At 66.9% G+C, this 26,483-nt stretch carries 17 protein-coding genes and 2 rRNA genes; 10 read left to right on the forward strand and 9 right to left on the reverse strand.

Translation table 11 applies throughout. From position 1 onward, the window contains the following. Positions 1-84 precede the first annotated feature (84 nt). From ACUZ2Y_RS14240 to ACUZ2Y_RS14260, 5 genes are all read right to left on the reverse strand, one after another. Positions 85-3,193: ribosomal RNA gene (locus tag ACUZ2Y_RS14240) — 23S ribosomal RNA — on the reverse strand. 370 nt (positions 3,194-3,563) lie between these two features. Further along, a 16S ribosomal RNA gene (locus ACUZ2Y_RS14245) occupies positions 3,564-5,081 on the reverse strand. The 16S and 23S rRNA genes sit together here, the layout of an rRNA operon. A 449-nt stretch (positions 5,082-5,530) precedes the next feature. Further along, positions 5,531-9,022, reverse strand: a complete 3,492-nt coding sequence (locus ACUZ2Y_RS14250) for an FkbM family methyltransferase (protein ID WP_476331052.1) — start codon at positions 9,020-9,022, stop codon at positions 5,531-5,533. A gap of 116 nt (positions 9,023-9,138) precedes the next feature. Further along, the gene (glnA, locus tag ACUZ2Y_RS14255) at positions 9,139-10,482 is read right to left on the reverse strand and encodes a type I glutamate--ammonia ligase (protein ID WP_476331055.1); all 1,344 of its coding nucleotides are present in this window, start codon (positions 10,480-10,482) and stop codon (positions 9,139-9,141) included. 19 nt (positions 10,483-10,501) lie between these two features. Next, positions 10,502-11,767 (reverse strand): MFS transporter, encoded by a 1,266-nt coding sequence (locus tag ACUZ2Y_RS14260; protein WP_476331058.1) that lies wholly within the window; start codon positions 11,765-11,767, stop codon positions 10,502-10,504. Between the two features lie 71 nt (positions 11,768-11,838). On the opposite strand from ACUZ2Y_RS14260, the gene ACUZ2Y_RS14265 reads away from it, so the two are divergent. The 4 genes from ACUZ2Y_RS14265 to ACUZ2Y_RS14280 are packed head-to-tail and all read left to right on the forward strand — an operon-like array spanning position 11,839 to position 15,338. Beyond that, positions 11,839-12,795, forward strand: coding sequence for a GlxA family transcriptional regulator (locus ACUZ2Y_RS14265; RefSeq protein ID WP_476331061.1), 957 nt, complete (start codon positions 11,839-11,841; stop codon positions 12,793-12,795). A 28-nt stretch (positions 12,796-12,823) separates the two neighbouring features. Next, positions 12,824-13,540, forward strand: a complete 717-nt coding sequence (locus ACUZ2Y_RS14270) for an LppX_LprAFG lipoprotein (protein ID WP_476331063.1) — start codon at positions 12,824-12,826, stop codon at positions 13,538-13,540. A gap of 4 nt (positions 13,541-13,544) precedes the next feature. After that, positions 13,545-15,059 (forward strand): MFS transporter, encoded by a 1,515-nt coding sequence (locus tag ACUZ2Y_RS14275; protein WP_476331066.1) that lies wholly within the window; start codon positions 13,545-13,547, stop codon positions 15,057-15,059. Positions 15,060-15,065: 6 nt separating this feature from the next. Beyond that, positions 15,066-15,338, forward strand: coding sequence for an AbrB/MazE/SpoVT family DNA-binding domain-containing protein (locus ACUZ2Y_RS14280; RefSeq protein ID WP_476331069.1), 273 nt, complete (start codon positions 15,066-15,068; stop codon positions 15,336-15,338). Between the two features lie 323 nt (positions 15,339-15,661). On the opposite strand, the gene ACUZ2Y_RS14285 is transcribed toward ACUZ2Y_RS14280, so the two are convergent. Next, the gene (locus ACUZ2Y_RS14285; RefSeq protein WP_476331072.1) at positions 15,662-17,260 is read right to left on the reverse strand and encodes an alpha/beta hydrolase; all 1,599 of its coding nucleotides are present in this window, start codon (positions 17,258-17,260) and stop codon (positions 15,662-15,664) included. A 147-nt stretch (positions 17,261-17,407) separates the two neighbouring features. Between ACUZ2Y_RS14285 and ACUZ2Y_RS14290 the strand changes: the two genes are divergently transcribed. Together ACUZ2Y_RS14290 and ACUZ2Y_RS14295 are read left to right on the forward strand one after the other, a co-directional pair. Further along, entirely contained in the window at positions 17,408-18,178 is a 771-nt protein-coding gene (locus ACUZ2Y_RS14290) for a GNAT family N-acetyltransferase (protein WP_476331075.1), read from the forward strand. Positions 18,179-18,242: 64 nt separating this feature from the next. Continuing rightward, positions 18,243-19,529 carry a glycoside hydrolase family 1 protein gene (locus ACUZ2Y_RS14295; protein ID WP_476331078.1) on the forward strand — a complete coding sequence of 429 codons (1,287 nt, stop codon included), beginning with the start codon at positions 18,243-18,245 and terminating at the stop codon, positions 19,527-19,529. Between the two features lie 25 nt (positions 19,530-19,554). Here the strand turns inward: ACUZ2Y_RS14295 and ACUZ2Y_RS14300 are convergent, their stop codons facing one another. Beyond that, positions 19,555-19,797 (reverse strand): type II toxin-antitoxin system Phd/YefM family antitoxin, encoded by a 243-nt coding sequence (locus tag ACUZ2Y_RS14300; protein ID WP_476331081.1) that lies wholly within the window; start codon positions 19,795-19,797, stop codon positions 19,555-19,557. A 29-nt stretch (positions 19,798-19,826) separates the two neighbouring features. Further along, positions 19,827-20,234, reverse strand: coding sequence for a DUF5753 domain-containing protein (locus ACUZ2Y_RS14305; protein ID WP_476331806.1), 408 nt, complete (start codon positions 20,232-20,234; stop codon positions 19,827-19,829). Here ACUZ2Y_RS14305 and ACUZ2Y_RS14310 point away from each other — a divergent pair. Then, entirely contained in the window at positions 20,148-20,342 is a 195-nt protein-coding gene (locus tag ACUZ2Y_RS14310) for a hypothetical protein (RefSeq protein WP_476332167.1), read from the forward strand. The genes ACUZ2Y_RS14305 and ACUZ2Y_RS14310 overlap by 87 nt on opposite strands. Beyond that, on the forward strand, positions 20,339-20,554 hold the full coding sequence (locus ACUZ2Y_RS14315; RefSeq protein ID WP_476331084.1) for a hypothetical protein: 216 nt from the start codon (positions 20,339-20,341) through the stop codon (positions 20,552-20,554). The genes ACUZ2Y_RS14310 and ACUZ2Y_RS14315 overlap by 4 nt, the downstream gene beginning before the upstream one ends. A gap of 16 nt (positions 20,555-20,570) precedes the next feature. Here ACUZ2Y_RS14315 and ACUZ2Y_RS14320 read toward each other — a convergent pair whose 3' ends face one another. Next, positions 20,571-22,118: an alpha/beta hydrolase gene (locus ACUZ2Y_RS14320; protein WP_476331087.1), complete on the reverse strand. Its 1,548-nt coding sequence runs from the start codon at positions 22,116-22,118 to the stop codon at positions 20,571-20,573. A gap of 103 nt (positions 22,119-22,221) precedes the next feature. Here ACUZ2Y_RS14320 and secA2 point away from each other — a divergent pair, with 103 nt between their 5' ends. Together secA2 and ACUZ2Y_RS14330 are read left to right on the forward strand one after the other, a co-directional pair. Further along, entirely contained in the window at positions 22,222-24,567 is a 2,346-nt protein-coding gene (gene secA2, locus ACUZ2Y_RS14325; protein WP_476331090.1) for an accessory Sec system translocase SecA2, read from the forward strand. 56 nt (positions 24,568-24,623) lie between these two features. Continuing rightward, on the forward strand, positions 24,624-26,345 hold the full coding sequence (locus tag ACUZ2Y_RS14330) for an NAD+ synthase (RefSeq protein WP_476331093.1): 1,722 nt from the start codon (positions 24,624-24,626) through the stop codon (positions 26,343-26,345). The last annotated feature ends 138 nt before the right edge of the window (positions 26,346-26,483 follow it).

A 26,483-nucleotide genomic window follows, 5' to 3' on the forward strand; every position in this document is an offset into this window, starting at 1 on the left:
CCCACCAACCCAGAACACACGTAGGTGTTGTGGTGGTGGGGTGGTTGGTGTCTCAGACACCGCACAGTGGATGCGTAGCATGTTTGTAGCAAGCCCTCGGCCTATTAGTACCGGTCAACTCCACCCATTACTGGGCTTCCATTTCCGGCCTATCAACCCAGTGGTCTGCTGGGGGCCTTAACCCCTCAAAGGGGGTGGGAGACCTCATCTTGGAACAGGCTTCCCGCTTAGATGCCTTCAGCGGTTATCCCTTCCGAACGTAGCCAACCAGCCATGCCCCTGGCGGGACAACTGGCACACCAGAGGTTCGTCCGTCCCGGTCCTCTCGTACTAGGGACAGCCTTCCTCAAGTCTCCTGCGCGCGCGGCGGATAGGGACCGAACTGTCTCACGACGTTCTAAACCCAGCTCGCGTACCGCTTTAATGGGCGAACAGCCCAACCCTTGGGACCTACTCCAGCCCCAGGATGCGACGAGCCGACATCGAGGTGCCAAACCATGCCGTCGATATGGACTCTTGGGCAAGATCAGCCTGTTATCCCCGGGGTACCTTTTATCCGTTGAGCGACGCCGCTTCCACCAGCCAGCGCCGGATCACTAGTCCCGACTTTCGTCCCTGCTCGACCTGTCAGTCTCACAGTCAAGCTCCCTTGTGCACTTGCACTCGACACCTGATTGCCAACCAGGCTGAGGGAACCTTTGGGCGCCTCCGTTACCCTTTGGGAGGCAACCGCCCCAGTTAAACTACCCACCAGGCACTGTCCCTGAACCGGATCACGGTCCGAAGTTAGACACTCAGTACGATCAGAGTGGTATTTCAAGATTGACTCCACCCACACTGGCGTGAGGGCTTCACAGTCTCCCACCTATCCTACACAAACCGAACCAAGCACCAATACCAAGCTATAGTAAAGGTCCCGGGGTCTTTCCGTCCTGCCGCGCGTAACGAGCATCTTTACTCGTAGTGCAATTTCGCCGGGCCTATGGTTGAGACAGTCGAGAAGTCGTTACGCCATTCGTGCAGGTCGGAACTTACCCGACAAGGAATTTCGCTACCTTAGGATGGTTATAGTTACCACCGCCGTTTACTGGCGCTTAAATTCTCAGCTTCGCCCCGAAGGACTAACCGGTCCTCTTAACGTTCCAGCACCGGGCAGGCGTCAGTCCGTATACATCGTCTTGCGACTTCGCACGGACCTGTGTTTTTAGTAAACAGTCGCTTCTCGCTGGTCTCTGCGGCCACCTCGCCCTAGCCTGCAAGAGGCTTCAAGCGCTGTGGCCCCCCTTCTCCCGAAGTTACGGGGGCATTTTGCCGAGTTCCTTAACCATAGTTCACCCGATCGCCTTGGTATTCTCTACCTGACCACCTGTGTCGGTTTGGGGTACGGGCCGCGTGGAAACTCACTAGAGGCTTTTCTCGGCAGCATGGGATCACTCTACTTCGCCTCATTCGGCTATGCATCACGTCTCAGCCTTAACGGTTGACGGATTTGCCTATCAACCGGCCTACACGCTTACACCAGACACCAACTGCTGGCGGAGCTACCCTCCTGCGTCACCCCATCGTTTGGCTACTACCGGATCAGGTCCCGCGCTCCACTCACCCGGTCCGAAGACCAGACTCGCTTTGGGCGGTTAGTATCACCGAGCTCACCAGGGACGCGTCCACACGGGTACGGGAATATCAACCCGTTGTCCATCGACTACGCCTGTCGGCCTCGCCTTAGGTCCCGACTTACCCTGGGCGGATTAGCCTGGCCCAGGAACCCTTGGTCATCCGGCGGAAGAGTTTCTCACTCTTCTTTCGCTACTCATGCCTGCATTCTCACTCGCACAGCCTCCACACCTGGATCACTCCGGCGCTTCCATGGCTGCACGACGCTCCCCTACCCATCCACACCACTGCACCGAATCCCGAAAGACACGGTGGATGTATTGTGTGAATGACACAGCTTCGGCGGTGTGCTTAAGCCCCGCTACATTGTCGGCGCAGGACCACTTGACCAGTGAGCTATTACGCACTCTTTCAAGGGTGGCTGCTTCTAAGCCAACCTCCTGGTTGTCTGGGCGACCCCACATCCTTTCCCACTTAGCACACACTTAGGGGCCTTAGCTGGTGTTCTGGGCTGTTTCCCTCTCGACTACGAACCTTATCGCCCGCAGTCTCACTGCCGCACTCTAACACACCGGTATTCGGAGTTTGGTTGATTTCGGTAAGCTTGTAGGCCCCCTAGACCATCCAGTGCTCTACCCCCGGCGTGAAACATGCGACGCTGCACCTAAATGCATTTCGGGGAGAACCAGCTATCACGGAGTTTGATTGGCCTTTCACCCCTACCCACAGCTCATCCCCTCAGTTTTCAACCTAAGTGGGTTCGGGCCTCCACGACGTCTTACCGTCGCTTCACCCTGGCCATGGGTAGATCACTCCGCTTCGGGTCTAGACCACGCGACTCAAGCGCCCTATTCAGACTCGCTTTCGCTACGGCTACCCCACACGGGTTAACCTCGCCACGCAGCACTAACTCGCAGGCTCATTCTTCAAAAGGCACGCCATCACCCCGAAAGGCTCTGACGGCTTGTAGGCACACGGTTTCAGGTACTCTTTCACTCCCCTCCCGGGGTACTTTTCATCTTTCCCTCACGGTACTAGTCCGCTATCGGTCATCAGGAAGTATTTAGGCTTAGCGGGTGGTCCCGCCAGATTCACAGCAAATTTCACGAGCTCGCTGCTACTTGGGAACACTCTCAGGAGACACCGGGTTTTCACGTACGGGACTCTCACCCTCTACGGTCGCGCTTTCCAGCAACGTTCCACTAACCCAAGTGTTTTCTAACTCCTCAACAGACCGGCAGATCTGTTAGAAAGGTCCCACGACCCCGAACACGCAACCCCTGCCGGGTATCACACGTATCCGGTTTAGCCTCATCCGCTTTCGCTCGCCACTACTCACGGAATCACGGTTGTTTTCTCTTCCTACGGGTACTGAGATGTTTCACTTCCCCGCGTTCCCTCCACACACCCTATAGATTCAGGTGCGGGTGACACCACATGACTGATGCCGGGTTTCCCCATTCGGACATCCTCGGATCTCAGCTCGGTTGACAGCTCCCCGAGGCTTATCGCAGCCTCCTACGTCCTTCATCGGCTCCTGATGCCTAGACATCCACCGTATGCCCTTAATATCTTGCTACAAAGATGCTCGCATCCACTGTGCAGTTCTCAAACACCAACCAGAAACCCACCACAATCTCAAGAACACCTACCGAAGCTTCCGCTTCCACGGTTTGTTCTTTGCGGTGGCCCTGACCAGAGGACAACCCCACAACGGGTGTTGTCTCAGGACCCAACAGTGTGCCGACACACATCCACTCCACAACCCCGGTCCTCAGCGTTCCACGCGCACCCTTACGGATGTGCAGTACTAACCGGATGACCGGCGCCGCGAGTCTCAGCTCGTCCAGTAGTTCCACAGCGAATGAGCAACCACCCACCAGGCATTCGCTGGCAGCATGGCCCTCCCACACGAACCACAAGTGGTCCGCGGGTCAGATGCTCCTTAGAAAGGAGGTGATCCAGCCGCACCTTCCGGTACGGCTACCTTGTTACGACTTCGTCCCAATCGCCAGTCCCACCTTCGACCACTCCCTCTGCAAGCAGTTGGGCCATGGGCTTCGGGTGTTACCGACTTTCGTGACGTGACGGGCGGTGTGTACAAGGCCCGGGAACGTATTCACCGCAGCGTTGCTGATCTGCGATTACTAGCGACTCCGACTTCACGGGGTCGAGTTGCAGACCCCGATCCGAACTGAGACCGGCTTTAAGGGATTCGCTCCACCTCGCGGTCTCGCAGCCCTCTGTACCGGCCATTGTAGCATGTGTGAAGCCCTAGACATAAGGGGCATGATGACTTGACGTCATCCCCACCTTCCTCCGAGTTGACCCCGGCAGTCTCCTATGAGTCCCCGCCATTACGCGCTGGCAACATAGAACGAGGGTTGCGCTCGTTGCGGGACTTAACCCAACATCTCACGACACGAGCTGACGACAGCCATGCACCACCTGTGAACCGACCACAAGGGGGCCTACATCTCTGCAGGTTTCCGGTCCATGTCAAGCCTAGGTAAGGTTCTTCGCGTTGCATCGAATTAATCCACATGCTCCGCCGCTTGTGCGGGCCCCCGTCAATTCCTTTGAGTTTTAGCCTTGCGGCCGTACTCCCCAGGCGGGGTGCTTAATGCGTTAGCTACGGCACGGAGAACGTGGAATGTTCCCCACACCTAGCACCCACCGTTTACGGCGTGGACTACCAGGGTATCTAATCCTGTTCGCTCCCCACGCTTTCGCTCCTCAGCGTCAGTATCGGCCCAGAGACCCGCCTTCGCCACCGGTGTTCCTCCTGATATCTGCGCATTTCACCGCTACACCAGGAATTCCAGTCTCCCCTACCGAACTCAAGTCTGCCCGTATCGACCGCAGGCCCAGGGTTAAGCCCCAGGTTTTCACGGCCGACGCAACAAACCGCCTACGAGCTCTTTACGCCCAATAATTCCGGACAACGCTCGCACCCTACGTATTACCGCGGCTGCTGGCACGTAGTTAGCCGGTGCTTCTTCTGCAGGTACCGTCACTTGCGCTTCGTCCCTGCTGAAAGAGGTTTACAACCCGAAGGCCGTCATCCCTCACGCGGCGTCGCTGCATCAGGCTTTCGCCCATTGTGCAATATTCCCCACTGCTGCCTCCCGTAGGAGTCTGGGCCGTGTCTCAGTCCCAGTGTGGCCGGTCGCCCTCTCAGGCCGGCTACCCGTCGTCGCCTTGGTAGGCCATTACCCCACCAACAAGCTGATAGGCCGCGGGTTCATCCTGCACCGCCGGAACTTTCCACCACAACACATGCGTGAAGTGGTCATATCCGGTATTAGACCCAGTTTCCCGGGCTTATCCCAGAGTGCAGGGCAGATTACCCACGTGTTACTCACCCGTTCGCCGCTCGTGTACCCCGAAGGGCCTTACCGCTCGACTTGCATGTGTTAAGCACGCCGCCAGCGTTCGTCCTGAGCCAGGATCAAACTCTCCAATAATGAATGTTTGACAACCTGACAAAAAGACACCAAAACTGGCATCAATTCATCTCAAAGGAACCCACTAAAGGGGTTCTATATTTAAGCTCTACTGGCTTAAATCGGCACACTGTTGAGTTCTCAAACAACACACGCACATCCGAATAACCACCCCGTAAGGAGCGACAGCATCAGAGGCTGGTATTGCTAAATAAGTTTTGTGTCTGCATCGGACCCATGCGGGATCTAGTGATCCTTGCAGGGATTCCGGTTCAGGCAACGCCGCAGAACTTTACCCGGTTCGATTCGCGGTGTCAACCCGCTCGACCCGGTGGTGTCCGGCTCCTGAAACCTACCAGAAGCTTTCTTCCGCTCCGTCCCCGCCAGGCTCTTGCGTCCTGGTCTGTCCGGCGCTCCGTGCGACATGGAGAAAGTTACGCGGTAGCTGATCGCAAAGTCAAATCGGCTGGTCAGCGGCTTGTGGAGGGTCGCAGCCACAGTGTGCGCACCTGTCCGGTGAGCACCTCGTCGACCACATCCTCGACCTTCACCGCTCGCTCTTCGCCCAGCCGCACCAACTCGTAGCCCCACGTGCGGAACTCCCGCAGGACCACGCCGGGCTCGTCCCCATATTCCCTGGTCAGAGCGCCATCGATAGCCACCACGACGTGCGGTCGGTCCTTGCGCAGCCGGCGCACGAGACCCCCCAAAGCGCGGTGTCCGCGGCCCGGAACGTCGACTTTCACGACCGACAGGCGCTGTTCGCGGGTGGCTTCCAGTCCGTCGAGCTCGCGGTCCAGCCGAACGCCCGCGATCGGATATTCACCTGATGTGGTGGTGATCACTTTTTGTGGATCTTGTGGCCCGATGGCCAGCCCACCACCCGCCGCAGGGGTCCCCACCAGCGGAGACTGGCTGTCCCATGCCGCTCCCTCGAGCACCACGAGGCGTTCGGCCACGGCGGCGCTGACGTTCTCGGAAACGTTGTGCCGCAACAGTTTCACGGCATCCCCAGCCGGTTCGACGACGGCGACCGTGCCACTGGTGCCGAGCCTGCCGAGCACCCGGATCGCGTGGTAGCCGACGTAGGCGCCGATGTCGAGGAAGACGCTGTCGGGCTCGATGAGCGAGTCGATCAGCTCCGCGATGTCCGGCTCCCAGACCCCGTTGCTCGACAGCACCGGGGACATCACCGCGTCGTGCGCGGGCAGCCGGAGCAAGCCCGCGTCGCACAGGACGAGCGAGGTCGGCACGTCGGCCAACTCCGCCGGAATCACCCGTTCGTGTTGTCGCACAACGACTCTGCGCAGCGCGTCGGTGGCCCGGAGGGCTTGGTCCGAGGACCAGGTGCTCATCGCGACCTTGCTGTCGCGCTCCCCGAGGCGCTCGTTGAGCTTGGTCTCCAGGGCGTCGATTCGGGCCTGCCCTGCCGCCAGCATGTCGGTGAGCGCGCGCAGGTGCTCGGGGTCCACCGTCGGCGGCGGGGTCTCCCGCACCTGGGTGGACAGCTCCTTGACCGCCCTGGTCCCCCGGCTGACCTCACCGCGCAGCCGCACGACCTCTTCACCGTTCGCGGAGACCTGTTTGGACAGGTGCGCCCCGCGTTCGACCATCAGGTCGAGGTCGGCGCGCAGCAGGTCGATGTCGTGGCCCGCGCCCGCGGTGGCCAGCTTCTCCTGGCGTTCGACCAGTTCGACCGCGGTCCGCTCGACCCCGTCGATGAGCGAGTTGAGGACCGATGTCAGGTGCTGGTCGTAGTGGTTGAGCACGCGCAGCACGGCCCGGCGCAGCTGCGGCGCCATCGGGATCCGGTGCCCGACGTCGGCGTCGGGCCTGCGCAGCAGGGCGTGCCGGGCGGCCCGGAGCGCGCGCAGCGGGTCGTCGTCGGCGGCCCCGGCGACCGCGCGGCCCGCCCGCCAGCTGCGGTAGGCCAGTTCGATGCGCCTGCGCACGGCGGCGCCGGTGACGGCGAGCGCGAGGTTGTCGAGCAGGGACGTCCGGGCGGCCGAGCCGACCTTGTCGGCCGTGGCGTGATCGTCGGCGAGGTCGCGGATGGCACCGGCGATCATCGTGTCGGCGGCGAACTCGTCGGTGGGCAGCGCGACGCAGCCGTCGGCGCCGAGCAGGTCCGCCCCCACTCCCCCGGAGATCGTGATGAGCGGGACACCCCGCAGCGAGGTCTCGGTGAGCCAGGCGTTGACCTTCGCGGTGTCCGCGCAGCCCGGTTCGTGCAGCGAGATCGCCCAGTCCGCGGCATCGACCGCGCGGTCGAACGCCTCGGTGACCAGCCGGACGCGGCCATTGCCCGCGGCTGCGGACCGAAGCCGCTCGATGGTCTCGGTCCTGGCCCGCGATTCGGGCACGAGCAGGAGCAGCCGGACATCGGCCCGGTCGCCGAACGCCGCCGCGAACGCCGCGATGAGGTCGTCGGCGTGGTCGGCGAGGGCGACGAAGACCGGCGCCGCGTCGAGACCGAGCTTGGCCCGAGCGTCCTCCTTGGCGCCGTCGTCGCGGGCACCCGGGTCGACGGCCGGGAGTGGCACGGTGTGGGTGGCGACGCCGTCCGGGGCCGGGGCGGACGCGGGCCAGGCCAGCCAGCGTTCGTCGGCGCGCGGCGGGACTGGGCCGAACTCGTCGCGCACCACGATGACGTGCCGCTGCAGGGGTATCCCGGACGTGCCTTCGCAGGCGAGCACCACTGGGTACACGGGTTGGTCGGACGTGGGCAGCCCGGAGGCTCCGGCGGCCAGCCGGACCCGGTCGGCCAGCGGTCCGGCGCCGAGCACGGAGACACCGATCTGGTCGACGAGCGCCACCTCGGACTGGCCGGGGACGGCGCGGGGGTGGAGCCTGCCGGTGAGGACGGCGTCGGTGGCGCACCAGTCGCGGAAGGCCACGGCGTCGGCGCCGAACGGGTCGGCGAAGCGTTCGCGCGGTTCCGTGTCGTCGCGCCACAGGGCGACCGCCCAGCGCGGCAGTTCGGGGTCGGGCGCGCAGGCCCAGCGCAGGAAGCCCGCCGGGTCGGCGCCCGCGGCGGGCGGTTTGTCCCGTCCGGTCCTGGCTCGCCGGTACGCGGACCGCAGCGACGGCGGGAACGCGGTGCCGTCGGCGAGCGCGCCGAAGCGGACCGTGGGCTCGGGCGCTTCGCCCAGTTCGCTCGCGTACTCCGCGCAGACGCGGTTGAGCAGCGGGTGTTCGGAGAGCAGGACCCGCTGGTGGTCGGCGATGTCGGCGCTGAGCAGCCAGGGCCGGGTCGGGTCGAAGCCGGCGAAGTTGACCGACCGCAGTGACGCTCCGCCCGAGGTCACCGAGCCGTCGGCGGTCAGGGCCAGCGGCCGTTGGGCGGCGTTCCAGCGGGACAAGCCCAACCCGGGGTCACGCAGGACACGGTGGTCGACGAGGGCGGGTGCGCCGTCGAGGAACGCGCCCGCGGAGTCCGGGTCGGCGGTGGAGGCCTCGGCCCAGGCGTGCAGGAAGTGTTCGGCTCCGTGGGCGACCACGACGAATCCCTCGTCGTAGACCCCGGCCGCGCGCAGGGCGTCGGCGTCGGGGCGCAGACCGTCGGCGGGCAGCGGGCGCAGCACCTTGGGCACCAGCGCGAGCGCGGCGTCGCCGAGGTGTGGCACGAGCGGCGCGTAGACCCGAACCCACGGGTCGAGGTAGAGCACCGGGCTGTCGTGCTTGCCGAGCAACCACTCCATCAGTCGCGGCCGGAGCGCGACACACGCTTCGCGCGCGGTGTGGCCGGTCGCGAGGACGGCGAGTTCGTCGGCGCCGATGCCGATGTCGGCGGGCACGATCACGCCGTCGGCGCGGGGGCCGTCGACGAGGAGCGTGACGAAGGTGGCGCCGGGGTGGTGGCGGCGGAAGGTCTCCGCGGCGATCCGGGCGGCGGGAAGGTCCGCGCACCCGGCCACCGTGCAGCCGATCACCGGGGGCTCGACCGCCTCCCCGGAATTCAAAGGTTGGTCACGTGTCGGGGAACGGTGCGTTTTGGGGGCACCGGGGTCAGCTTTCGTCACGTTCCCCTTGGGTGCGGTTTGCGGGGGGCAGGGCTCATCGACAGGTTCACGCACATCTACAAGACTGGCAGAAGGGTGCGGAGTTCGTAGGGGGTGACGCTGCGGCGGTAGGCGTCCCATTCGGTGCGCTTGTTGCGGAGGAAGAAGTCGAAGACGTGCTCGCCCAGGGTCTCGGCGAGCAGCTCGGAGTTCTCCATCTCGACCAGGGCCTCACCCAGGTTCTGCGGGAGGTTGGCGTAGCCGGCGGCGCGGCGTTCGGCGTCCGACAGCGACCAGACGTCGTCCTCGGCGGCGGGCGGCAACTCGTAGCCCTCGGCGACACCCTTGAGGCCGGCGGCGAGGATCACCGAGTAGGCCAGGTACGGGTTGCACGCCGAGTCCAGCGAGCGGATCTCCACCCGGCGCGACGACGCCTTGCTTGGCGAGTACATCGGGACCCTGACCAGCGCGGACCGGTTGGCGTGGCCCCAGCAGACCGCGGTCGGGGCCTCGCCGCCGACGATGAGCCGCTTATAGGAGTTCACCCACTGGTTGGTGATCGCGGAGATCTCCCGGGCGTGCTTGAGCAGGCCCGCGACGAACGCCTTGCCGGTGGCGGAGAGCTGGTACGGGTCCTCGCTGTCGTAGAACGCGTTGCGGTCGCCCTCGAACAGGCTCACGTGGGTGTGCATGCCGGAGCCGGGCTGGTCGGAGAACGGCTTGGGCATGAAGGAGGCGAACACACCCTGGGTGAGCGCGACCTCCTTGACCACGTAGCGGAACGTCATGACGTTGTCGGCCATGGTCAGGGCGTCGGCGTAGCGCAGGTCGATCTCCTGCTGGCCGGGCGCGCCCTCGTGGTGGCTGAACTCGACCGAGATGCCCATCGCCTCGAGGGTCTCGATGGCGTGCCTGCGGAAGTGCGTCGCGGTGGCGTGGCTGGCCTGGTCGAAGTAGCCGCCGTTGTCCGCGGGGGTCGGCTCCTTGCCGTCCACCGGGATGTCCTTGAGCAGGAAGAACTCGATCTCCGGGTGCACGTAGCAGGTGAAGCCCGCCTCGCTGGCCTTGGACAGGGTCCGGCGCAGCACGTGGCGCGGGTCGGCCCAGGACGGCGACCCGTCGGGCATCGCGATGTCGCAGAACATGCGCGCCGAGTACGGCTCGCCCTCCGGGGTCTCCCACGGGAGGACCTGGAAGGTGGCCGGGTCGGGGCGCGCGATCATGTCGGACTCGTAGACCCGGGAGAACCCCTCGATCGCCGAGCCGTCGAAGCCGATGCCCTCGGCGAACGCGCCTTCCAGCTCGGCCGGTGCCACGGCCACCGACTTCAGGAAACCGAGAACGTCGGTGAACCACAGCCGGACGAACCGGATGTCGCGCTCCTCTAGCGAGCGCAGCACGAATTCTTGCTGGCGATCCATAGGCGCAGCGTAGATGTGCTCAGCCGCTCGCGGGGGCAGCGACCCGGATGCGAATGGACATCACAGCCGCGATCGCGCAGAGGCCGCCCGCGACGTACCAGGCCAGGTCGTAGCTGCCGTGGTGGTCGCGGGTGAGTCCGGCGCCGAGCGCGGCGATGGCGGCGCCGACCTGGTGGGAGGCGAATACCCAGCCGAACACGATCGGGCCGTCGGCGCCGAACGCGCGCCTGCACAGGGCCACCGTGGGCGGCACGGTGGCGACCCAGTCCAGGCCGTAGAAGACGATGAACGCCCACATCGGCGGCTCGGTCGTGGCGGCGAACAGGTGCGGGAGCACGAGCAGGGACGCGCCGCGCAGGCTGTAGTAGACGGCGAGCAGGACACGCGGGTTGACCTTGTCGGTGAGCCAGCCGGACAGGATCGTGCCCGCGACGTCGAAGATGCCGACCAGGGCGAGCAGGCCCGCGGCGGTGGTGGGCGGCATGCCGTGGTCGTGGGCGGCGGGGACGAAGTGGGTGCCGATCAGCCCGTTCGTGGACGCGCCGCAGATCGCGAAGCCGCCCGCCAGCAGCCAGAACGTCCGGGTGCGCGCGGCGCCTCGCAGCACGGTGATCGCGCGCATCGCGGTCCGATCGGCGGTGGCGGAGACCGGCGGCGGGTCGAGCGGGTCCGCTCCGTAGGCGGTGGTGCCGACGTCGGCGGGGTTGTCGCGCAGGGCCAGCAGCACCAGCGGGACGACGGCGAGCGCGGCGATGGAGACGGTCATGCTCGCGGTGCGCCAGCCGCTGTCCTCGGCGAGGTGGGCGACGAGGGGCAGGAAGACGAGCTGCCCGGCCGCGCCCGCGGCGGTGAGGACCCCGCTGACCAGGCCTTGCTTCTGGACGAACCAGCGGGAGGTGACGGTGGCGACGAAGGCGAGGGCCATCGCGCCGGTGCCGGTGCCGACGCAGACACCCCAGAGCAGCAGGAGCTGCCAGGTCTCGGTCATGAACACCGTCAGGCCGCTGCCCGCGGAGACCAGCAGGAGCGCGCCCGCGACGACCTTGCGCATGCCGAGGCGTTCCATGAGCGCGGCGGCGAAGGGTGAGACCAGCCCGAACAGGATGAGGTTGATCGAGACCGCGCCGGAGATGGTGGCCGTCGACCAGCCGAACTCGCGGTGCAGCGGGTCGATGAGCACGCTCGGCGCGGCGCGGAAGCCCGCGGCTCCGACGAGCGCGACGAAGGCGACGGCCGCGACGATCCAGGCCCGGTGCAGGCGGGGGCGGATATCCAGTTGGGTCACGCGGCACAGCCTGTTGGTTCGTCGACCGTCGAACAAGTGGCCTGATTGCCACTATGTGAAAGAATCTGGCCATGGCACATCGAGTGGCGGTCCTGGCCGTCGAAGAGGCGGTGGGCTACGACCTGTGCATCCCGCCGCAGATCTTCAACGCCTCGGTCGACGCGGACGGGTCGCCGCTCTATGAGGTGGTGGTGTGCGGTGTGGACGCGAAGCCCGTGTCGGTGACCGCCGGGTTCACCGCTGTGCTCGACCACGGCCCCGAAGCCCTGGCCTGGGCGGACACGGTGATCGTGCCGGGTACCCGCGCGCCGGGACCTCGCCATGACGGGACGCTGCCCGGTCCGCTGGCCGACGCGCTCGCCCTGATCCGGCCGGGCACCCGGGTCATGTCGATCTGCACCGGCGCGTTCGTCCTGGGCGCCGCGGGCATCCTCGACGGCCGTCCCGCGACGACCCATTGGCGCTTCGTAGACCAGTTCCGTGCTCTATATCCGGCGGTCCACCTCGACCCGGACGTGCTGTTCGTCGACGACAGCGACGTGCTGACCTCCGCCGGCCTGAGCGCGGGGATCGATCTGTGCCTGCATGTCGTGCGGTCCGACTACGGCAGCGAGGTGGCGAACCGGGCGGCGCGGTACTGCGTGGTGCCGCCGTGGCGCGAGGGCGGGCAGTCGCAGTTCATCGACCGGCCGCTGCCGGTCGGCGCAGGCGGTGTCTCGGCGACCCGGGCGTGGGCGCTCGACCGGCTGCACGCGCCGCTGGAGCTGAGCACGCTCGCCGCCCACGCGAAGATGAGCGTGCGGACCTTCTCCCGGCATTTCCGCGCGGAGACCGGTGAGTCGCCCGGCACCTGGCTGATCCAGCAGCGCGTCCGGCACGCGCTGCACCTCCTGGAGACCACCGACTTGCCCATAGACCAAGTGGCCGAACGGTCGGGGCTGCGCAGCGCGACATCGTTGCGCCAGCACATGCGGACAGCAGTCGGTGTGTCACCGCTCGCGTACCGAAAGACGTTCCGGACCGGCTGAGGCACGGTCTCAGCGAGGTGGCCCTACGATGCGCACCATGGTCACGCGCCGGATCTTCCTTGGGGCCCTCGCGCTCACCGCGGCCCTCGCCGCTGGGTGCACTTCGGACACTGACGCACCGGGCGGCGCGAGCCTGCCGGACGGGGCGACGCTGATGAAGGACGCGGCCGCGGCGACGCGCGACGTCCGCAGCGCGCACTTCAGCCTGAAGGTCAACGGGACGGTCGCGGCCATCCCCGTGCAGAACGCCGAGGGCGACCTGACCCGCGAAGGCGGACCGTCGGGCGCGGCGAAGGGCACGGTCAAGCTGACCCTCATGGGCCAGCTCATTGAGGGCGAGTTCGTCCTCATCGACGACGCCCTCTACATCAAGGGACCCACCGGCGGCTTCCAGAAGTACCCGGCGGCGTTGACCTCGAACCTGTACGACCCGTCGGCGATCCTGAATCCCGACAAGGGCATCGCGAACGTGCTGGCGCAGATCAAGGACCCGAAGACCGAGGCCAAGGAAGACGTCGACGGCGTGTCGACCTACCGGGTCAAGGGACGCGGCGCCCAGGACGTGGTCTCGGCGATCGTGCCCGGGGTGACCTCCGATGTGGACGTCACCTTCTGGCTGCGTGAGGACACCAAGCTGCCGGTCAAGGCCTCGGTGAAGCTGCCCACCTCCGACGGCGGCGAGGCCACGGTCGACCTGACGCTGTCCGAGGTGGGCAAGCCGGTCACCATCACCGCGCCGGCGTAGCCGGATGACGGGGACCATCGGGCGCGGCCGGTCGATCGCGATCGGCGCGGGCGGGCTCGCGGTGCTGCTCGGCGCGCTCGACACCTACGTGGTGGTCAGCGTGATCCGGCAGATCATCGAGGACCTGCAGATCCCGATCAACCGGCTGGAGAAGGTCACCCCGATCGTCACGGGGTACCTGCTGGGCTACATCGCGGCGATGCCGCTGCTGGGCCAGGCCTCGGACCGGTTCGGCCGCAAACTGCTGCTGCAGCTGTGTCTGCTCGGGTTCCTGGTGGGCTCCGTGGTCACCGCGTTGTCCGGTGATCTCACGGTGCTGGTCACCGGGCGCGTGATCCAGGGCGTCGCGAGCGGAGCGCTGCTGCCGGTGACGATGGCGCTGGCCGCCGACCTGTGGGACGAGAACCGACGCTCGACCGTGCTCGGCGCGGTCGGCGGGGCGCAGGAACTCGGGAGCGTGCTGGGGCCGCTGTACGGCGTGGCGGTGGCGAGTCTTCCGCTGTGGGCCGACATCTCCGGGTGGCGCGCGGTGTTCTGGGTGAACGTGCCGCTGGCGGTGATCGCGATGGTGGCGATCCAGCTGACGGTGCCCGCGCACCAGCGCGCCGAGAACCCGGTGCGGGTGGACGTCGTCGGCGGGCTGCTGCTCGCGGTGACGCTCGGGCTGGCCGTGATCGGCCTCTACAACCCGACCCCGCGCGATGCGGTGCTGCCGTCCTGGGGTCCAGCGATGCTTGTCGGGGCGGTGGTGGCGCTGGTGGCGTTCCTGCTGTGGGAGCGGCGCGCGCGGACCAAGCTGATCGACCCGGCTGGGGTGGCCATGCGGCCGTTCCTGGCCTCGCTCGGTGTGTCCGCGGCGGCCGGTGCGGCGCTGATGGTGACGCTGGTGAACGTCGACCTGTTCGCCCAGTCGCTGCTCGGCGACGACGACAGCGGCGCGGTGTTCGTCCTGCTGCGCTTTTTGATCGCGCTGCCGATCGGCGCGCTCGTGGGCGGTTTCGCGGCGGCGCGGTTCGGGGACCGGATCGTGACGGTCATCGGGATGCTGGTCGCGGGGATCGGATATCTGCTGATGTCGCGGTGGACCGTCGACGTCGAGTCGACGGCGCATGTGTTGGGACTGCCCACTTTGGACACCGATCTCGCGGTGGCCGGTTTCGGGCTCGGGCTGGTGATCGCGCCGCTGTCGGCGGCGGTGCTGCGGGTGGTTCCGGCTGAGCGGCACGGGGTCGCGTCGGCGGGTGTGGTGGTCGCGCGGATGACCGGGATGCTCGTGGGTGTCGCGGCGCTGTCGGCGTGGGGGTTGCACCGGTTCCACAGCCTGACGGCGAACCTGAACCCGCCGCTGCCGTTCGGGATGGACGAGGCGGAGTTCGCGCGGCAGATGGCGGCGTACACGACCCAGCTGAAGGAAGCGCTGGTCACGCAGTACACCGACATCTTCCTGATCACGTCGATCGTCTGCGCCGCGGGCGCGGTGTTGGCGCTGCTGATCACGACAAAGCGGAGGGATGGCTGATACGTCGTGGGCGCTCAGGTGGAGCGTGACGATGGCGAGCCTCCGCACGACACACAGGTAAGCAGGAAGAATCAGGTCACACTGCCGGCGGCGGCGCTGGTCGCGGCTCGGGTGAACCCTGGCGATGTCTTGCGCGTCGAGGTCGAAGCAGAAAGCGTCCTCCGGCTCACTCGACAGGCGGACCCGTTTCTCGAAGCGCTGAACGAACTCGCGGGCTCGGCTCCCGGCCTTTCCGAGGCGACCGGTCTGGAGGACCTGAGGAACCAGTCGGGTCACTAGGTCTGCGACGCGCGTCCCTCATCGCCGCCTTCGACGTGCACGTCTGCCTGAAGGAAGCGCGATCCAGGTGATTTCAGGTGCCGGCGTCCGTCTCTTGTCGGAGGCGTAGGAGGCAAGCCGGGCGCGGCGGCGGGAAATCAGGGAACGCCAGTCGACCGGTCGTAAACCGGCTGTCGGCCTTCGCTACCGCGGTGGTCGATGGGGCGACTTCGATACTGACCGGCGACAAGCGTTGGGCGGAAACGATCCGAGAGTCGACGTGCTCTAGCTCGGCCTAAAACACGGCCGCGTCCGCATCGGCGGACGCGACCGTGTCGAGGTGGCTACCTAGCGACTGGGAACAGTGGAACGTCCGTCTGGCACACCGTGCCGGGCGCCGGGAGTCTCCGGCTGATCAGGTAGGACTCGAACTTCCCGGTGACGCACTCGCTCATCGCCAGCGTGCCGTGGCCCCAGCCGTCGAGGGTCAGCATCCGCGAACCCTTCATCAGGCCGTTGAGGGCGCGGGCGCCGCTGATCGGGGTGGCCGGGTCGTGGGAGTTGCCGACGATCAGCGGCGGCGTCGACGTCTTGACGGTGTACGGGCCGCGGAACGCCGACTTCGACGAGCCCGGCCAGTTGACGCACGGCGAGGAGATCCACGACCACAGTTCACCGAAGCCGGGGCCGTTTGCCTCGGCGTGCGCGGCGGAGCGGATCGGGGCTTCGCGGTCGGTCGGGTTGACGCTGTCGGAGCACAGGACGCCGTGGAACGTCGGGGCGATGGTCTCCTCACCGAAAGTCGGGACGGCGGGGCGCTCGGCGGCGCGCAGTTTCGTCCAGGCGACGCCTGCTCGGCTCGGCGCCCGGGAGGCGCCGAAGATCTGCTGGTGCATGGCCTCGACGAAGTCCATGATCAGCGGGTAGTTGTCCGGCCGGTACATCGCGCCGAGCAGGGTCCCCATGACTTCCTGGTAGTTGAGCTTGCCGTCCGGTGTGTCCACGTCACCTTGCTTGAGCCGCTCGACGACCTTGTGGAACTTGCCGCTCGCCTGGCCCGCCGCGGGGCACCGGGCCGCGCCGACGCGGTCGCATTCGGCGAACGAGCTGTGCAGCGACTCCCAGGCGCCGTACTCGCTGCCGAACCGGGCGGACGCGACGTACTTGGCGTCGTCGCCGCGACCGGTGGACCACGCGACCGGGTCGAGCACTCCGTCGACGATGAGCGCGCGGACCTTGTTCGGGTACATCGCGGCGTAGGTGGCGCCGAGGACGCTGCCGTAGGAGATGCCGTAGAAGTTCAGCTGCCGGTCCCCGACGGCCTGGCGCATCAGGTCCATGTCGCGCGCGGTGTCGGCGGTCGACATGTGGTCGAGGATCTCGTTGCCGCGCTTGTCGCACAGCCCGCGGTAGAAGTCGTCGAACGCCAGTTGGGCGCTCACTTCGCTTTCGCTACGCGGGAAAGCGGCCGTCGGGATCGGTGGGCCCGGCGGGTCTTCCGGCGCCGCGGCGCAGACGACGGGCTCGCTGCCGCAGCCCTCCGTCAGGCAGTTGCGCTCACCGGCGATGCCGCGCGGGTCGATGCCCACGATGTCGAACCGCTGCCGGGTGCTCGCGCCGAGCAGGTCGCCCGCACCGATGGCGAAGTCCGCGGCGGAGCCACCGGGGCCGCCGTTGTTGATGAACAACGTCCCGATCTTGCGGTTCGGCTGGTCCGCGGGTCGCTTGACCAGCCGCAGGCTGATCTTCTTGCCCCTCGGGTCGGCGTAGTCCAGCGGCACCGGCACCATCGCGCACATGAGGTGCTTGTCGTCCGGGCACTGCTGCCACTGGATCCTCGGCACGGGTGTGTGCGCGGCGTCGGCCGCGGCGAGCGGAGGCGCCACCGCGGACGCCAGGACGGCCGCCACCCCCACGGCCAGTAATCTCTTCTGACGCGACATTTCGGGTTCCCCTCTGTCTTTTGTGGTCCGGTATCAACTGTGTCGGGCCGGCGGGAGCGGGAACCCCTGACTTTCGTCTGGTCTTGATCAGACCTGAGGATGTTTTATTCACATCCCTGAGGCTGATGCCTGCGCCATCATTGGCGCGTGGAGACAACTGCGGCGCTGCGCCGGATCGCGGCATTCGAAGACCGGTTCGCTCGGGTGCAGGCGACCGAGATCGTCGAACTCGGGTGGGGGCACGCGTTGCTGCAGCACGACTATCCGGCATCGTGGCACCACAACCGGGTGATCGTCACTGGGGAGGTCGAGCCCGCGGCGGTGATCGCGGCGGCCGACAAAATGTTGGGCGACAACGGACACGCGCACCGGCTGGTCAACTTCACCGACGGCCGCCAGGGCGCGGCGGCGGCAGCCGCGTTCGACGCCGCGGGATACACAGCGGAGCGGATCGTCACGATGATCCACTGCGGCGAGCTGCCCGCACGGGTCCGCGGTCCGGTCGAGGCGCTCTCGTTCGACGAGTTGCGGCCGTCGATGCTGGAGGACTGGAAGGCGGACTTTCCCCAGGACAGCGACGAGTCCAACGCGCAACTGGCCGACCGTGTGCGGCTCTACTCCCGGGGCGCCGACGTCACTTTCCTCGGTGTCCGCGACGCGTCCGGGGATGTGGTGGCCCGGGGAGAGCTTTGCGTGTCAGAGGGATTGGCGCAGTTCGAGAACATCATCACCCGGCCGGAGCACCGGGGTAAGGGCTACGCGAAGGGCCTGGTGATCGAGGCCCTGCACCGGGCTCGGGACGCGGGCTGCGATTTGTCCTTCCTCACCGCGGAGGCCACGGACTGGCCGCGCGCCTGGTATCGGCGGATGGGATATCGGGACGCGGCCGAAGTTCACCACTTCCAGCGAACTCCCTGACCGGCGGATGCGAAACCGCTTCACCTCTGGCTGAATGGGTGGTCCCCTAGCCGGAGGATGGTCCATGTCGCGCCTGGTGCCCCTGCTCGCGGTCGTCGTCTTGCTGCTTGGGTTGGGTGCAGTGCCCGCCCAAGCCACTCCCATGCCACCCGGTTTCCACTGGGGCGTCTCGCTGTCCGGCTTCCAGTCGGAGGGCTTCGCGCCGGACAGCAACTGGCGGCGCTACATCGAGCAGGGCACGTCCGCGATCAAGCACCCGTACCGGGACGCGGTCGACTTCCGGCACCGGTACGCCGCCGACATCGAACTGGCGCGACAACTCGGGGTCAACACGTTCCGCTTCGGCGTGGAGTGGGCACGCGTGCAGCCCCGGCCGGGCGAGTGGGACGAGACGGAACTGGCCTACTACGACGACATCGTGGCGAAGGTCCGCGCGGCGGGCATGACACCGATGATCACGTTGACGCACTTCGTGCATCCGGGCTGGGTCGTCGACCAAGGCGGTTGGGCGAACCCCCGCACGGTTACCGACTGGCTGGTCTACGCGCGCGCGATCACGACCCGCTACCGCGGCCTGGGCGCTTTGTGGATCACGTTCAACGAGCCGACTCAGTACCGGCACCACGAGCGGCAGAACGGCGGGGTCGGGGTCTTTCAAGCGGGCACGATGATGACCAATCTCGTGGCCGCCCATCGGTCTGGATTCGACGTGATCCATGAGGTCGACCCGGGGAGCCAGGTCAGCAGCAACATCGCGTACCTGCCGCCGCCGCTGCAGGGTTTCGCGGACGCGGACTTCCTGAACCGGGTCGGGGACAAGCTCGACTTCGTGGGGATCGATTACTACTACGGGCTGAGCCTGGACAACCTCACGGCGATCCACGGGGCGTCGGGTGAGTTCTGGAAGATCGCGCCGCAGCCGGATGGGATCTATTACGCGCTCAAGGAGTATCAGCGGCAGTATCCGCATCTGCCGCTGTACGTGGTGGAGAACGGGATGCCGACTGATAACGGGGCACGGGCGGATGGGTACAGCCGGTCTTCGCATCTGCGTGACCATTTGTACTGGGTTCAGCGGGCGATGGGCGAAGGCGTCAAGGTGATCGGGTACAACTATTGGAGCCTCACGGACAACTACGAGTGGGGCGACTATCGGGCGCGGTTCGGGTTGTACACAGTGGACGTTCTGACCGACCCTTCGCTGACTCGGCGGGCCACGGACGCGGTGGCAACGTACCGGGAAACGATCACTGCTGGCGGGGTGCCCGCTGACTACATCCCAGTGCGCCGACCAGCGTGGTGTGTGTTTGCCGACCTGCGAACGTGCCTGGCCCGGCCGCCTGTGCGGTGAGACAGGATCTCGTCCCAGATCAGCTTCATTCAACGATGTCGTTCCGCGCGCCGCCGCCGGACTCCAGTCGATCGATCGCGGTGATCAGACGACGCGCGTTCTCAGGACTGCGTAGTAGATGCGCCGTCTCCATGAGTGACCGATAGTCGTCAAGCGACACGATCATGACAGACTCGCGTCCAGCACGGGTGATCACGACTTCCTCGTGGTCGTTGACCACTGAGTCGACCATCTCAGCGTACTTCGCGCGAGATTCGGAGTAGCTCATGGTTTCCCCATCAGGCTTGAGCTAGAAATTTACGCCCACTCCGGCGACTCGTCGGCAATCGCATTGATCAGCTCTGCTGACTCAGGCGGGCTGAGCGCGATATCAAGTATGTCGCGCATCGCTGACCGATAGTCCGCAACATCCTCTTTCGCTTCCGGAAACCTGGATCCGCCATGGTTTTCGTAGTAGGCGACGCTGGGCTCACGAGGGAAGTCAAGGAGCATGAATGCTCCACTGAGCCCGTAATACGCGCCCACGGATGCAGGTACCACCCGAAACCCCACATCGAGCGCGACGTCTGCGAGGTATCTGAGTTGCCGATACATCACACCAGGGACTCCGATCGGCCTGTGCAGAACGCCTTCATCGATCGCGATGGTGAAACGCTTGTCCGGATCTCGAAGAATTCGCTGCCGCGCACGCCGAGCCGCTACCAGCTCACGGACCACATCATCGGTGATCTCTCGGACTTCCGCCGCGACGCGCACACTCGAATGTGCCGTGCCTGCAACCAGCGGTGGATTGCCGAATTGAGCGCGCGGTGAGCGGTCGCTGGATGGTCGGGGTGTTCCGGGAGATGCTCCACTGGGTCGACGCCGAGGCCCGAGTGTGCGAGCACTCGCACGGCACGACCTTCTACGCGGTCTGCAACGCTCCCTGTCTCACCGCGCCCCAAGGGCACTACGACTTCTGGCGGTGGCCGCCTTGTCTTACCTGCTTCGACCTGGCCGAATCCGCACCACCCCGGCCACACTGACCCGGGCCGCACCGACTCAGCCCTTGCAGCGCAGGCCGTCCGCGGGCAGCGTCAGGTCGACCAGGTAGCGGGTCCCAGCGTCGTCCACGCACTTGTCGCCTTGCATGAAGACCGTGTGTTGGGTGGCCTCGTATGTCAGCAATCGCCCGGCTAAGGCTTTCGCGAGGTTCACGCCCGCTGTGTACGGCGTGGCCGGATCGCCTGTGGTGGAGATGACCAGCGTGGGGGGCAGACCGTCAACCTTCGGCTGATGCGGCTGACTTGTGTTCGGTACCGGCCAGAACGCGCACGAGTCGAGGGCTGGCAACGGTGGGTCGGTGGCGGACATGAAGGAGTCCTTGGTGCCCTCGATGATCCGCCGGGTCGCGTCCTCCACCTGTGCCCGCTCGGTCATTCGAGGCTCATCCACGCACCGGACGGCTACCAGGGCGGCCATCGTCGACGTGTAGCTGCCGTCGGTGTCGCGGCCCAGGTACAGGTCCGCGAGCAGCAGCAGCTGGCTGCCATCGCCCTTGGCCAGGGCCGACAAAGCGCCCGAGAGGAAGGACCAGGTCTCGTCGCTGTAGAGGGCGGCGGCGACGCCGGTGGTGGCGTCGCTCGCGGAGAGCTGCCGGTCGCCCACGGCCAGCGCCTGCTTCTTGAGACCCTCAAGAAGCAGGCGCAGTCGGGTCTCGTTCTTGACGGTGCAGGACTGCTTGGGGGCGCACCACGCGAGGTAGGCGTCCAGGGCCTTGTCGAAACCCGTGATCTGACCGATGGCCTGGCTGACCGGGTCTTCCAGCGGGTCGACGGCGCCGTCGAGGACCAGTGCGCGGACGTTGCCGGGGAAGGCTTCGGCGTAGGCGGTGCCGATGCGGGTGCCGTAGGAGTAGCCGACGTAGTTGAGCTTCTCGTCGCCCAGGACCGAGCGGAGGATGTCCATGTCGCGGGCGACGTCGCGGGTGCCCACGTTGGCCAAGACGTCCGCGCCGCCGCTGCGCTCGGTGCACTTGGCGGCGAAGTCCTTGTTCTCCGTCTCCTCTTCGGCGACCGTGGTGTTGTCCGGCTCGACCCGGTCGGAGTCCATCTCCGGGTCGGTCAGGCACCGGATGCGCGGCTCGCTGACCCCGATCCCGCGCGGGTCGAAGCCCACGAGGTCGAATTTCTCCGCCAGTTCGGTGCCCTCGATCTTGCCCGCGATCGACGCCGCCGCGGTCATCCCGGACACGCCGGGGCCCCCCGGGTTGATCACCAGGGAGCCGATCTTGGTGCCGGTGGCCTGATTGCGCAGCAACCCGATAGTGATCGTCTTCACATCGGGCTTCGCGTAGTCCAAAGGCACGCTGAGCAGGGCACACTTGACGCCTTCGTCGTTGAAGGTGCGCTTGCTCTCGTCGTCATGGGCCAGCGGTCTGCACGCGCGCCAAGTCAGGGTCTGCCCGTAGAACCGGTCCAGCCCGGCGGGCACGGGGCCCTTCGGACCGAGGGTCTCGGAGTCACCCGCCACGGGGTTTCCGAGGACCTGCGCGCTGCACGAGCTCAGCGCGGCCACCACCATCAGGAGCATCAGCCTGCGTCGGAGCACCTGACCAGTGTGTCAGCCGGGAACTCATCGGCCACACTTCGCCGTTAGGTGACAGGGTCGACAATGGCGTCACTTGCGAGACGAACGAGAGGTGGCCGGAGACGTGGCTGCGTTTCTGACACGGGTCAAGGGCCTGTTCCAGCACTTGATGGAACGGCCCTCGACGGTCGACCTCAAGAAGTACACCGAGGTCCTTACCTCTATCGAGTGGCGGGAAGAGCGGGTCGCGAAGCTCACCGACGCCGAGCTGACCGAGGCGGCGGACGAGCTTCGGGAGAAGGCGCTGGGCGGGCTCGACGCGCACGGCATGGTCGAGCTGTGCGCGCTCGGCCGCGAGGCGGCGCGCCGGGGCCTGGACCAGCGGCCCTACGACATGCAGCTCGTCGGCGCCATGGAGCTGCTGCACGGGCGGGTCGTCGAGATGGGCACCGGCGAGGGCAAGACGCTTGCGGGCGCGCTGGCCGCCGCCGGGTACGCGCTGCAGGGCCGGGCGGTGCACGTCATGTCGGTCAACGACTACCTGGCCCGCCGCGACGCCGAGTGGATGGCGCCGGTGTACGAGCTGCTGGGCGTGTCCGTGGGCTGGGTCGACCAGGAGTCGACGCCCGGCGAGCGGCGCATCGCCTACGGCAAGGACGTCACCTACGGCGCGGTCAGCGAGATCGGCTTCGACGTGCTGCGCGACCGGCTGTGCACCGACGTCGAGGACCTGGTCCACCGCGAGCCCGACGTGGCGCTGATCGACGAGGCCGACTCGGTGCTGGTCGACGAGGCCCGGGTGCCGCTGGTGATGGCCGGGTCCACCGAGGACTCCCAAGGCGACCCGGAGGTCGCCGCGATCGTGCGCACCCTGCGCCCGGGCCGCGACTACGAGCGCGACGAGGACAACCGCAACGCCTGGCTGACCAGCCGCGGCGCGAAGGTCGTGGAGAAAGCTCTCGGCGACATCGACCTGTACTCCGGCGACCACAGTGACCGGCTCGCCGCGGTCAACGCCGCCCTGCACGCGCACGCGCTGCTGCAGCGCGACGTCGACTACATCGTGCGCGACGGCAAGGTCCATCTGATCAACACCTCCCGCGGCCGGATCGCGCTGCTGCAGCGGTGGCCGGACGGGCTGCAGGCCGCGGTCGAGGCCAAGGAGCGGCTCGACCCGACCGAGAGCGGCGAGGTGCTCGACTCGATCTCGGTGCAGGGTCTCGTGGGCGGCTACCAGCGGGTTTGCGGCATGACCGGCACCGCGAGCGCGGTCAGCGAGCAGCTGCGCGAGTTCTACGACCTCAAGGTGTCGGTGATCCCGCCGAACAAGCCGTGCGTGCGGGTCGACGAGCCCGACCGGATCTACGACACCGTCGAGGCCAAGGAGACCGCGCTGGTCGCCGAGATCGTCGAACAGCACGAGAGCGGCCGCCCGATCCTGGTCGGCACGCTCGACGTGGCCGAGTCGGAGCGGATCTCGGAGAAGCTGACCGGGGCCGGGGTGACCACGGTCGTCCTCAACGCGAAGAACGACGCCGAGGAAGCCGCGATCGTCGCCGACGCGGGCGCGCACGCGTCGGTCACGGTGTCCACGCAGATGGCCGGGCGCGGCACCGACATCAAGCTCGGCGGCGCGGGTGGTGACGAGAACGACCACGACAAGGTCGCCGACCTGGGCGGACTCTTCGTGATCGCCTCCGGGCACTACTCCAGCAGCAGGCTCGACAACCAGCTGCGCGGCCGGTCCGGCCGCCAGGGCGACCCGGGGCGCTCGGTGGTGTTCGCCAGCCTCGGCGACGACCTGATCGCCCAGTACGCGCCGGACGCCACCGCGGGCGCCAACCCGGCCGAGGACGGCAGGCTCGAGGACCAGACCTCGAAGCGGTTCATCGGGCACGCGCAGCGGGTCGCCGAGGGGGTGCACCTCGACATCCACCGCAACACGTGGCGCTACACCCGGCTCATCGAGCACCAGCGCGGCCTTGTCCTGGCCTACCGCGACGACGTCCTGCGCACCGACCTCGCCGCCGAGCAGCTCAAGGAGCAGTGCCTGGACCGCTGGGAGAAGCTGGCCGAGGACGTCCCGGAGGATGTTCTGGCGACCGCGGCCCGGCAGATCCTGCTGTTCCACCTCGACCAGCGCTGGTCGAGGCACCTGGCGTTCCTGTCCGACGTGCGGGAGACCATCCACCTGCGCGCGCTGGCCAGGGAGACCCCGATCGACGAGTTCCACCGCGCGGCGATCGGCGAGTTCAAGGGAATCCTCAAGGAGATCCGCGAGCGGGCGGTCGAGACGTTCGAGGAAACCGAGATCACCGCCGACGGCGTCGACCTGGCCGCCGCCGGGCTGCGCAGGCCGACGTCGACGTGGACCTATCTGGTGCACGACAATCCGTTCGACTCCGACGCGGAGCAGGCACTGCAGCGAGTCCGGGCGGCCATCAGGAACGTGAAGGCGGGCAAGGGCTAGTCTGACTCCGGTCACATTTTCGCCTCAGGGGCGAAAACATGGTGGAGGATGACGGTATGCCGCAGCTACGGATCGCATTGGCCCAGGTCAACCCCACTGTGGGCGATCTGGCGGGCAACGCCGCCACGGTCGTCGAGTGGACGCGCAAGGCGGTGGAGGCCGGGGCGCACCTGGTGGTGTTCCCCGAGATGGTGCTGACCGGTTATCCGGTCGAGGACCTCGCCATGCGCGCGTCCTTCGGGCACGCGTCGCGGACGGCGCTCGACTCGCTGGCGGGCGGGCTGGTCGAGGCGGGCTGCGGGGACATCCCGGTGTGGGCGGGCTACCTCGACCTCGATGATGTCGGCCCGCGCAACGCCGCGGCCGTGCTGCACGGCGGCGCGGTGGTGGCGCGGCAGTACAAGCACCACCTCCCCAACTTCGGCGTGTTCGACGAGCGCCGCTACTTCGTGCCCGGCCGGAACCTGGACATCGTGAAGGTCCGCGGGCTGGAGATCGGCATGGCGATCTGCGAGGACATCTGGCAGGAGGGCGGCCCCATCGCCGGGCTCGGCCGCGCTGGAGTGGACCTCGTGGTGTCCCCGAACGCCTCCCCGTACGAGCGCGACAAGGACGACCTCCGGTTGCCGCTGGTGGCCCGACGGGCCCGCGAAGCCGGAGCGCCGCTCGTTTATGTGAACCAGGTCGGTGGCCAGGACGACCTTGTCTTCGACGGCGACTCGATGGTCGTCGGCGTCGACGGAACGCTGCTGGCGCGCGCGCCGCAGTTCGTCGAGCACCTGATGGTCATCGACATGGACATCCCCGGCGGCGCGACCCGCACGGACGCCGAGGTGGTCGACACCTTCACCGTCCGCCGCGTGACGGTGTCGACGGACCCGGTGCCCGGCTACCAGCCCCAGCACTCCCCCGGCGTCGCCGAGCCGCTGCCCGACGAGGCCGAGGTGTGGTCGGCGCTGGTCACGGGCCTGCGGGACTACGCGCAGAAGAACGGCTTCCGGTCGGTCGTCATGGGTTTGTCGGGCGGCATCGACTCAGCGGTGTGCGCGGCGCTGTCGGTGGACGCCTTGGGGGCGGACGCGGTCTACGGGGTCTCGATGCCGTCGGTGTACTCCTCGGAGCACTCACGCTCGGACGCGGCGGACCTGGCGGAGCGCACCGGCCTGCACTACTCGGAACAGCCGATCGCGGGGATGGTCGAGCAGTTCGTCGGCCAACTGGGTCTGACGGGTCTGGCGGAGGAGAACGTCCAGGCCCGCTGCCGCGGCGTCACGCTGATGGGCCTGTCGAACCAGCACGGCCACCTGGTCCTGGCGACGGGCAACAAGACGGAACTGGCCGTCGGCTACTCCACGATCTACGGCGACGCGGTCGGCGGGTTCGCGCCGATCAAGGACGTGCCGAAGACCCTGGTGTGGGAACTGGCGAAGTGGCGCAACGCCGAAGCCGAGAAGCGCGGCGAAGTCCCGCCGATCCCGGAGAACTCGATCGTCAAACCCCCGTCGGCGGAACTGCGCCCCGGCCAGATGGACAGCGACTCCCTCCCGGACTACGAACTCCTCGACGCCGTCCTGGACGACTACATCGAGGGCGACCGCGGCTACGACGACCTGATCAAGGCCGGTTTCGACCCGGAACTCATCGACCGCGTCCTGCGCATGGTCGACCGGGCCGAATACAAGCGGCGCCAGTACCCGCCGGGCACGAAGATCAGCTTCAAGGCCTTCGGCCGCGACCGCCGCCTCCCCATCACCAGCGCCTGGCGAGAGGGTTCTTGATCAGGACGTTCGGCGGGCCAGGCGTCAGCTCCGAGCCGCATCCCGAAGATTCCAACCCTGGGTATCGGTGGCAGGCGCATACGTGTTCCGGTGTCGTTTCCGTCTCCTGTGACGCTCGTCCCACCGAGTCGCTTGTCG

The sequence above is a fragment of the Actinokineospora sp. UV203 genome (assembly GCF_056323665.1).